This window comes from Methylobacterium soli, assembly GCF_008806385.1.
Lineage (GTDB): Bacteria > Pseudomonadota > Alphaproteobacteria > Rhizobiales > Beijerinckiaceae > Methylobacterium > Methylobacterium soli.
This window is the reverse complement of record NZ_VZZK01000082.1, coordinates 1-8,497: the sequence shown is the minus strand read 5'-3', so window position 1 is coordinate 8,497 and position 8,497 is coordinate 1. Positions and strand designations below refer to the sequence as shown.

The window sequence follows — 8,497 nt, the reverse complement described above, 5'->3', positions numbered from 1 at the left end:
GCCGTCCTTGGTGATGCGGGGCGCGCCGAAGCTCTTCTCGATCACGACGTTGCGGCCCTTGGGGCCCAGCGTCACCTTCACCGCGTTGGCGAGGAGTTCGACGCCCTTCAGCATCTTCTCGCGGGCATCGGACGAGAAGCGGACATCTTTGGCAGCCATGAGGTCGGATCCTTTGTGGTTGGCTCTTGCCCCAAGGCGCCCCGAAATGGGTGGCCTCGAAGGGCAGATCGGGAATGTGGCAGGGCTGCCGCGTGCTAGACGACGACGCCCATGATGTCGGATTCCTTCATGATCAACAGGTCCTGACCGTCGATCTTGACCTCGGTGCCGGACCACTTGCCAAACAAGACCCGGTCGCCGGCCTTGACGTCGAGCGCGTTGACGCGGCCGGATTCGTCCCGGGCCCCAGGCCCGACGGCGACGATCTCGCCTTCCTGCGGCTTCTCCTTGGCGGTGTCCGGGATGATGATGCCGCCCTTGGTCTTCTCCTCGCCCTCAATACGGCGGACGACGACACGGTCGTGCAACGGGCGAAATGTCATGGTGGACTCCGATCAGACAGCGGCGCGAGAACATGGGCCTGTGGCGACGCCGCCGTGGCAGGACGGGCAGGTACCAAACAGTCTACATGGTCGCTTCGTGATGACCTTAGCACTCGTGGAGCCAGAGTGCTAACGATCATTGTCCCGACTGCCACCCAATCATTTTGGGAACAACGCGACAGGTCACTGCGCATCCATGCTACGCCTGGAGACACGTTGTTTCCAATGTGGCTCGCCTGCCCGCGTTCGACTTGTCTCTCGCGGATGCTTGGCAACAAGCCTCGCGCCAATTTTCTGGAGAGACCTCATGCGCATTCTCGTCGGCTGCGAGATGACCTACGACTTCCCCCGGCCCACCCCTGTCATTGCGACGCTCAACGTCCACGCCTCGCGCTTCTCTGATCTAGAGCGGCCGGACTACCTGATCACCAGCCCACCGGTCCCCCTCGACGGCTACCGCGACAGCTTCGGCAACTGGTGCAATCGCATGGTCGCCCCCGCTGGCCGCTTCACCTTGAAGACTGACACGGTGGTACGCGACCACGGCAGCGGCGACACGCTGGCTCCCGATGCCGGGGAGATCCCCATCGAGACGCTGCCCTCGGACTGCATTCTGTTCCTCCTCGGCAGCCGCTACTGCGAGACCGACCGCCTCTCCAACATCGCCTGGGACCTGTTCGGGCACTTGCCCCCCGGCTGGGCCCGGGTTCAGGCCATCTGTGACTACGTCCACGACCGCATCGCCTTCGGGTACGAGCATGCGCGCCCGACCCGCACCGCCTTCGATGTGTTTGAGGAGCAGCAGGGCGTCTGCCGCGACTACGCGCATCTGGCAATCGCCTTCTGCCGTTGCCTCAACATCCCGACCCGCTACTGCAATGGTTATGTCAGTGACATCGGCCTACCCCTGCCGCACGCGCCGGGAGACTTCGCGGCCTGGATTGAGGTTTATCTCGGCGGCCGCTGGCACACCTTCGATCCACGCAACAACAGCTCCCGCATCGGCCGGATCCTGATCGCCTACGGACGCGATGCTGCCGACGTGCCGCTGACCCTGACCTTTGGGGCAAACACCCTCACGGAGTTCCGGGTGACAACAGAGGAAGCGCCACCCCTTTCGTGAATTCGCTCGCCCAAGGCGTGGAGGCCGCCAGCCGCTTGGATGATCTCACCAAGGTGGTGCAACTCAACTTAATGAGTGGCTCCAATCGGGTCTGCGACGCGACAGTCGAGATCTGGGCCGAACTGAACCATGACCGACTCTCGCCAAGTGGTCAGAGATCTGCAGTCGCGAACGACGCTGAGGGTCAGGGCGCGTTGGCGCGCATGCCAAGGAGTGCTGTCTTGAACTCATCGCCTGCGAGCTTAGCTGTGCTGACAGGAGGTGACGTGCCAAGGCCGTGCATCGCCGGCACGCTTGGGATCTCAGCGGACGATGGCGCGCTGATCTGGCTCATCACGATTGATGGCGATGATCCACCGCCCGTCGTGCGGGGCCCAATCCATGGCCCTCCAAGTGTACATGCACCCTCCCGGCACCTCTTCGTGTTCGACCGCCAGGAACGCACAGAGGCCCAGAACCGCTCGTGCTTTCCTCAGGCGCACTGTCGATCATGAGGATCATGCGGGGCGCCGATGATGGTAGGTGTCCTGTGGCCAGCATCACCGTCCTCATTGCCACGCCGAAGGGGCTTCGCCGCGTGTCGCTCGCGAACCCGTGGCTGCCTTCAGCGGCCCGCATTCCGAGATTGTATGAGCTGCAGCTCCATGCACTTGGCAAACTCATCGAGTGTACCTGCCCGCCGCGGTCTGCCCGGGGCATGCCCGGCAATCTCTCCGCGCCGCTCTGAAGCGCCTGCACACGCACAACTTGGGTCCGGAGTAGATGCACCAGGCTTTGGGCAGTGGGCGTTACGGATGGTGCGCATACGGCAGAGATCGTCCGGCACGGCAAACGAAGCGATCCGGCGGCCGCCCTTCCGGAGGCATATGGTCCGAGAGACCGCGACGGTAGATCAGCGCTACGGCGTGCCAGAAGGCAGCGCTGTCGACGCCTGATCGAGCAAGGCTCTATTCGATCCTCTCCCGCACCTCCTGAGCCAGAGCCTCAATCTGAGCGGGCACGACCTCAAGCTGCACCATCGATGCCTCGCGGATGTTAATCGCCGTTACATCAACGTGGCCTACAGGCGTTTGCTCCCGCACAGCCGCTCCAGAGGCGTGTGTTCCAATAGGGCTTGCCTGTCTGGAACGTTTGAAACGCCGCTGTTGCTTGTGTAGGAGAACAGCACGCCAGCGTTCTGCCTTTCGCAGAAGGGAAACTATGGAACGTTCTCCTCCAGCACGCGGCAAAGAAATGCCCCGCGAGCCGTAAGGCTGCGGGGCTGCTCGCGTCCGTGTGAGGGTTGACTAACCGCCGCCGCCAGGGCCCTGGCCGCTGCCCCCGCCGCCGCCCGTCGAGTTGGAACGGGGCTTGTTGTTCTCCTCAGCATTGCCGGAGGCAGCTGACGAGCTGTTCGGATCGCGGCCTTGAGCGAGAATGGGGCCGGCGCAGACGAGCGCCAAAGTGGTCAAGATCGCCAGTTTCTTCATGTGAACTCCTCGCCCGCCTCTGCGGGCCTGTGGAGTGACAACCCCTCGTCGATCGGCATGGTTGCCTTGCGGGCCTTGCCCGGCAAATTCGCATAATCAGCGCGTTTTCCTTCGCGTAAGTTCGATTATGAAAAGCAAATCGGGCCCTTTTTTGAAGTCTCCGGAAATGCTCTTTAGGGCCCTGCGCAGGGTCGCAATACAGGCATAGAAAAACCGCCCGCGAGGGGGATCCGCGGGCGATTCCTATGCTTGCGGAGACTATCGGGGGAAATTCGCCGCCGGCATGCCGCACGATAGCCATGCGCAAGCGAGGCTGTCCACGGTTTGATGCGTACCGGGAGGGTGCCGGCCGCGCGCTAAGGACGGAAGCCGCCACCATGATCGACGCGGCCTGCCGAGGCATATAGCGCTCAGGCAGCCATGCGCTTTGCCTTCTACATCTGTGTGATTGTCTGAGCGCGCGGAAATGGCGGAAGCTCACCCGGATCAGCGCGGGATGCGGCCGCGCTGATCCGACCGCTCCTGTCCTGCGCTGCAGGTGAGAGCAGAGGAGGCCGGATGCTCCGCTACTACTTCCATCTGCGAACCCCGGACGGCCTGCAGTGGGATGAGGAAGGCGTGCCGTTCGCCTGCTTGGACGCCGCCTATCTCGATGCGTGCCGCGCCATTCCGGGCATGACGGTCGAGTTGAAGCGCGCCGGCACGCGGCCGAGGCAAGTGCTGCGCTACGCCTTCGAGATCGCGGATGCGGAGGGCCAGTTCCTGATGGAGGTGCCCTTCTCCGCGGTCCTCGGCGAGTGGCGCAAGCCAAGCCGCTCGCAGGTGTCGGAGCAGAAGGCGCAGGCCGAGATCCAGCGAACACGGAGCCTGATCGCGGCGGTGCAACGGGAGCGGGACGCCCTATACGCCACGCTGTCTCAGAGCCATGCCCTATTGGCTCGCTTACGGGCACTCGACATCGGTGATCGCGGCCAGCGCCAGTAAGCGCAGAGATCGCGCGCCAAACTATCGCTGCAACCGGAGGCCCGCGAAGGTGAGCGTGGCCGAGTAGACAGATTGACCGCCCCCGTCCTTCACCATCACCGTGTACGCGCTCTGGTCACCACCCTTGGGGATTTCCTCGCGGGCGATGTCCGGCAGCAGCGACTTGGCCATTGCACGTGCCTCGTCCGAGCCTGCAAGCTCGGTTCCGGTGTCGTCGAACTGGGGACCGCCGTTGTGGACGTCGAAGAAGTAGCGGGGCATGTGGCCCTCCGCATGTGAGGCGGGAGCACACGCATCTCTCAGGCGCCGACGGCCAGGGATCGAGGCCAGCGATTGTCTACTTCTGCACAGATGGCCGAGAGGGTGCAACAACGTTTGTGAACCTTCGCAGGAGGTGGCGACCGCGTTCCAATAGGGCTTGCTCCAGCGAAACTTGGCAAGCGCCTTTCGGCTGCAGCGCGGTTCGCAGTCTGGGTGTTATGGAAAGGGGTGCTCCGGCGCTGACGGCGTCCACTCCGTCATGCCAAGTCGCTGCTCTTACCCGTGAAGGCGGGAACGCCGCTCAGCACGCCTTGGAACTCTTCGAGCGGATCGCCGATGCGCAGGCCGTCGGATGTGATCCGGTACTCCCGGATCGTGTCCTCGTGCCAGCCCGCGCGCTTCTTGACGATGGAGATCGCTCGCCGCATCCGGCCAAACGCTTCGAAGTACCGCAGCAGGATCACGGTGTCGGCGAGGTGAGTGACCTCCGCCGGCGTCGCCATGTCTCCGACGAGGCCGTGCTCGGCGACTGTGAGGAATGTCGTCGCGCCCTGGCGATTGAGGTACTGCATGAGCTCGTGGATGTGCAGCACGAGGACGTGCTCGTTGGGCATCGCGGCCCGGTAGCCGTTGAGGCTGTCGATCACCACGGTCTTGACCGCGTGCTCGGCGACGAGGCTGCGCACCTTGTGGGCGAACTCGCCGGGGGTCAGCTCGGCGGCGTCGACCTGCTCGATCAGGAGCTTGCCGGCATCGCGCAGGCCCTCGAGATCGTACCCCATCTGTCGGGTGCGCTCGAGCAGGAGGCCGATCTCCTCGTCGAAGATGAACATCGCCGCACGCTCGCCGCGGGCGGCAGCCGCCAAGACGTACTGGATGGCGAAGAGGGTCTTGCCGGTCCCGGAGGGACCAAGGATCATGGCGCTCGACCCCGTCTCGATGCCGCCGCCAAGGAGCGCGTCGAGTTCGGCGATGCCGCTCACCAGCTGCTCGCGGGTGAAGCCCGTCCTGTGCTCCAGCGAGACGAGCCGGGGGAAAACCCGCACGCCGCCGGGGACGATGGTGTAATCGTGGAAGCCGCCGCGGAAGTGCTGGCCGCGGTACTTGATCACCCGGAGGCGCCGCCGCTGGGCGCCGTAATCGGGGGCGAGCTCCTCCAGGCGGATCACCCCGTGCGCGACGCTATGCACGGTCTTGTCCAGGGCCTCCGCCGTCAGGTCGTCGAGCATCAGCACGGTGGTGGCGTGGCGCGCGAAGTGGTGCTTGAAGGCGAGGATCTGGCGCCGGTAGCGCAGGGAGGAGCCGGCGAGCAGACGGATCTCGGAGAGGCTGTCGAGGACGATGCGGGTTGGCTTCACCCGGTCGACTGCGTCGAGGATCTGCTGCACCGTCTCGCCGAGTTCGAGGTCGGCGGAGTAGAGCAGGCTCTGCTGCTGGTCGGCATCGAGCAGACTCTCGGGCGGGATTACCTCGAAGACGGCGATGCGGGGGTCGAAGTCCCAGCCGTGCGAGGTCGTCACCTCGCGCAGTTCTTCCTCGGTCTCCGAGAGCGTGATGTAGAGGGTCTTCTCGTCCTGAGCCGCGCCGTCGAGCAGGAATTGCAGCGCGATCGTCGTCTTGCCGGTGCCGGGATCGCCCTCCAGCAGGTAGAACCGATCCCGCACGAGGCCACCGCCCAGGATGTCGTCGAGGCCCACGATGCCGAAGGCGGCTTTGTCTGGGGTCTCGAGGGTTCGGGCCATAGCACCTGCCTACAGGGAAGCCGGTGAAGAGACGAGGAGTATTCCGATAGGGCTGGCCCGAGCCGCTCGCAGGTTGAGCGTTATGGAGATGCCCAGCTCGCGCAAGTGCGTGATGCGGTTGATCTGCTCACGGGTTCGTTGCCCTGGCCGGGATCGCCCATTGCTGGCGGCGCAGGGGCGCTAGGATGCTCCGGATGTCTCGCAGCATCGTCTCAAACTCCGTCGCATCACATCCGGCCCTGGTGAGGCCGATGATGGCGGCGGTCAGCGCCGTGCTGTGTGCCTCGCCCTGTGCGATGCGGCGCTCCACCGCATCGAGGAGGTCGTCCTGCGTCATGGCGTTGATCCTCCGCATGCAACAAGCGGTGGCACACAGATCTCTCAAGCGCTGACGGCCAGGATGGAAGCCAACGAGCATCTACAATAGACACTTCTGCGGCAGCGGCCATTAACGTGAGTGGACGCTCAGGCAGCACGCTTCTGCAAATGCAGGTACGTCGGATCAAACTCCCCGGCTCGGATAAGATCATCCCAGGCCTCGATCACCAGGGTGTTGCTGCGCAGCGTGATCAGGCCCTTGCCGCGCATCTCCTGCAGCACGCGGTTGACGTGCACGTTCGAGAGACCCAGGGCGTCACCGAGGTCGATCTGCGTGATCGGTAAGCGACAGCGGTGTTCACCGGCAAGGCCGACCGCTTCGAGCTTGAGGTACATCTCGCAGAACAGGTGCGCGATCCGCCCAAAGGCTGACTTCCGGCCCATGCCGACCATCCACTCCCGGAAGATGGCCGCATCGACCAGCGTGTCGCGCCAGAAGGCCGCCGCGATGCCAGGATAGCGGGTGGTCAACTCGCGCATGGCCTCGTGCGGGATGAGCGCCACCATGGCTTGGGTCAGCGTACCGAGGCTGTGATCCATGGTGTGGATGTGCAGGCTCTGCAGGTCGGGAATGTCGCCAGGGATGTGGAACGAAAAAATCTGCTTCCGGCCCTCGCCGAGGATCTTGTAGCGGTAGGCCCAGCCATCGAGCAGAAGGCAGCACTGCGAGGGCGTGTCGCCGTCGCGCGCGATGTCTTGCCCGGGCTGGAGAACGCGGGTCTTGGCCGGCAGGCTCAGGATGGCCTGCCGCTCCTCGTCGGAGAGGGTCGCGATGCTCTCCAGCTTCCGGATGAGCATGGTCATGGCGTGGATGTCGGAAGCTGAAGTCATGGTGCTTCGCCTTGCATTGCAGGCGGAAGCGCGCGCCTCTCCCAGCCATCAGCACCTGTGTCGGACACGCTGATGATAAGAACGATCATAGGCCGATGTGGAGCGAATGCTCTAACGTATATTGTTTTGGAAAAACTTATTATCCACCTGATCGGGCACCCAACAATACGGTGGCCACACTGACTTGGCTGGGTACCCGGCGGCCAGAAACTTCACCTGTGTGAATGTCTACGTCCCCTTTATGGTAGAAGCGTGGAGTGCCGAACGTGGACGGCCAACCCACGGATTTGGTTCGCATCGTCTGTGAAGTTGGCAAGAGCGCAGCCGAAGGCAGCCGATGCCCCGCTTCCACTTTCACCTGCAAACGCCGGACGGCCGGGAGCAGGACGAGGACGGCTTAAAGATCGCCGACCTCGAGACGGCCTACCTCGATGCCTGCCGGGCGATCCCGGACATGGCTGCCGATATGATCCGGCGTGGCCAACAGCCGATGCGCTTTGCGTTCGAGATCGCGGATGCTGGGGGGCAGATCCTGATGGAGGTGCCCTTCTCGGAGATCCTCGACAAAACCCGCCGGCCCAGGCAGCCGGCCCAGGCTGCTCGTAAACGGAGGGCGCAGGAGGAGATCGCGCGCACTGAGCGGCTATGCGCGGCCATTGAGCAGAACCAGAGGGCGCTCAGCGCAACCTTGCAGACGACACGCGAGCTGATGGCCCGTGCCCGTAAGGTTGGCGCTCAGAACCCCTGGCACGGTCCGGGCTGATCGGCAGATCGGGATCAGGTTCAGCGAAGCAGCGAGGCCCGTCAGCAGAGGATCGAACGCCGGGGGCCAGCTCTGCTTCGGCCATTGCACCGCTTGTCGAGAAAACGACGGGAAATCCGACGGGCCGGTTGGCGCGCGTGTCGAGCGCGAGGCAGGTCGCAGGTGTCTGAAAACCCTGTCGGGAAATTAAATGTCCAGAAAACGCTCGTGACCGGATGCTCCTCCCGAGCGCCGTGAAGGTCCGGAAGGGGTCAGAAGCGGCGGTCAGCACTGCACACCGCGGAGACTGGCAGCGGAGCAGGAGCGACAATACCGCCCGAACCAGTGCACGAGTTTTATGGAGTGGCCCCCAATTTGACCGGACACCGGGCGCAACCGTGAGGGCCTAGGTGGACGCCTAGGCA

The 8,497-nt window shown here is 64.0% G+C and carries 9 protein-coding genes; 3 read left to right on the top strand and 6 right to left on the bottom strand.

The features are described from left to right. Positions 1 to 254: 254 nt before the first annotated feature. Positions 255 to 542 carry a co-chaperone GroES gene (gene groES / locus F6X53_RS31395; RefSeq protein WP_151005767.1) on the bottom strand — a complete coding sequence of 96 codons (288 nt, stop codon included), beginning with the start codon at positions 540 to 542 and terminating at the stop codon, positions 255 to 257. Between the two features lie 307 nt (positions 543 to 849). Here groES and F6X53_RS31390 point away from each other — a divergent pair, with 307 nt between their 5' ends. Continuing rightward, positions 850 to 1,665, top strand: coding sequence for a transglutaminase-like domain-containing protein (locus F6X53_RS31390; RefSeq protein ID WP_151005765.1), 816 nt, complete (start codon positions 850 to 852; stop codon positions 1,663 to 1,665). 1,286 nt (positions 1,666 to 2,951) lie between these two features. On the opposite strand, the gene F6X53_RS31385 is transcribed toward F6X53_RS31390, so the two are convergent. Then, positions 2,952 to 3,134, bottom strand: coding sequence for a hypothetical protein (locus F6X53_RS31385; protein WP_151005763.1), 183 nt, complete (start codon positions 3,132 to 3,134; stop codon positions 2,952 to 2,954). Between the two features lie 558 nt (positions 3,135 to 3,692). Here F6X53_RS31385 and F6X53_RS32850 point away from each other — a divergent pair. Further along, entirely contained in the window at positions 3,693 to 4,118 is a 426-nt protein-coding gene (locus tag F6X53_RS32850; RefSeq protein WP_191971086.1) for a DUF6894 family protein, read from the top strand. A 21-nt stretch (positions 4,119 to 4,139) separates the two neighbouring features. On the opposite strand, the gene F6X53_RS31375 is transcribed toward F6X53_RS32850, so the two are convergent. From F6X53_RS31375 to F6X53_RS31360, 4 genes are all read right to left on the bottom strand, one after another. Further along, positions 4,140 to 4,379 carry a DUF6894 family protein gene (locus tag F6X53_RS31375; protein WP_151005761.1) on the bottom strand — a complete coding sequence of 80 codons (240 nt, stop codon included), beginning with the start codon at positions 4,377 to 4,379 and terminating at the stop codon, positions 4,140 to 4,142. A gap of 257 nt (positions 4,380 to 4,636) precedes the next feature. Next, a complete protein-coding gene (locus tag F6X53_RS31370) occupies positions 4,637 to 6,121 on the bottom strand; it encodes an ATPase domain-containing protein (protein WP_151005759.1) in 1,485 nt (494 codons plus the stop codon). A 127-nt stretch (positions 6,122 to 6,248) separates the two neighbouring features. Next, complete coding sequence (locus F6X53_RS31365) at positions 6,249 to 6,458, bottom strand: hypothetical protein (RefSeq protein WP_151005757.1); 210 nt, start codon at positions 6,456 to 6,458, stop codon at positions 6,249 to 6,251. A gap of 128 nt (positions 6,459 to 6,586) precedes the next feature. Next, positions 6,587 to 7,303, bottom strand: coding sequence for a Crp/Fnr family transcriptional regulator (locus F6X53_RS31360; RefSeq protein ID WP_238296036.1), 717 nt, complete (start codon positions 7,301 to 7,303; stop codon positions 6,587 to 6,589). Between the two features lie 364 nt (positions 7,304 to 7,667). On the opposite strand from F6X53_RS31360, the gene F6X53_RS31355 reads away from it, so the two are divergent. After that, positions 7,668 to 8,093: a DUF6894 family protein gene (locus F6X53_RS31355; protein WP_151005751.1), complete on the top strand. Its 426-nt coding sequence runs from the start codon at positions 7,668 to 7,670 to the stop codon at positions 8,091 to 8,093. The last annotated feature ends 404 nt before the right edge of the window (positions 8,094 to 8,497 follow it).

Bases quoted from the DNA above. Each gene is read 5' to 3' on its own strand.
- F6X53_RS31370 (WP_151005759.1), bottom strand. From the start codon at position 6,121: ATGGCCCGAACCCTCGAGACCCCAGACAAAGCCGCCTTCGGCATCGTG.
- F6X53_RS31385 (WP_151005763.1), bottom strand. From the start codon at position 3,134: ATGAAGAAACTGGCGATCTTGACCACTTTGGCGCTCGTCTGCGCCGGC.
- groES (WP_151005767.1), bottom strand. From the start codon at position 542: ATGACATTTCGCCCGTTGCACGACCGTGTCGTCGTCCGCCGTATTGAG.
- F6X53_RS31375 (WP_151005761.1), bottom strand. From the start codon at position 4,379: ATGCCCCGCTACTTCTTCGACGTCCACAACGGCGGTCCCCAGTTCGAC.
- F6X53_RS31360 (WP_238296036.1), bottom strand. From the start codon at position 7,303: ATGACCATGCTCATCCGGAAGCTGGAGAGCATCGCGACCCTCTCCGAC.
- F6X53_RS31365 (WP_151005757.1), bottom strand. From the start codon at position 6,458: ATGACGCAGGACGACCTCCTCGATGCGGTGGAGCGCCGCATCGCACAG.
- F6X53_RS32850 (WP_191971086.1), top strand. From the start codon at position 3,693: ATGCTCCGCTACTACTTCCATCTGCGAACCCCGGACGGCCTGCAGTGG.
- F6X53_RS31355 (WP_151005751.1), top strand. From the start codon at position 7,668: ATGCCCCGCTTCCACTTTCACCTGCAAACGCCGGACGGCCGGGAGCAG.
- F6X53_RS31390 (WP_151005765.1), top strand. From the start codon at position 850: ATGCGCATTCTCGTCGGCTGCGAGATGACCTACGACTTCCCCCGGCCC.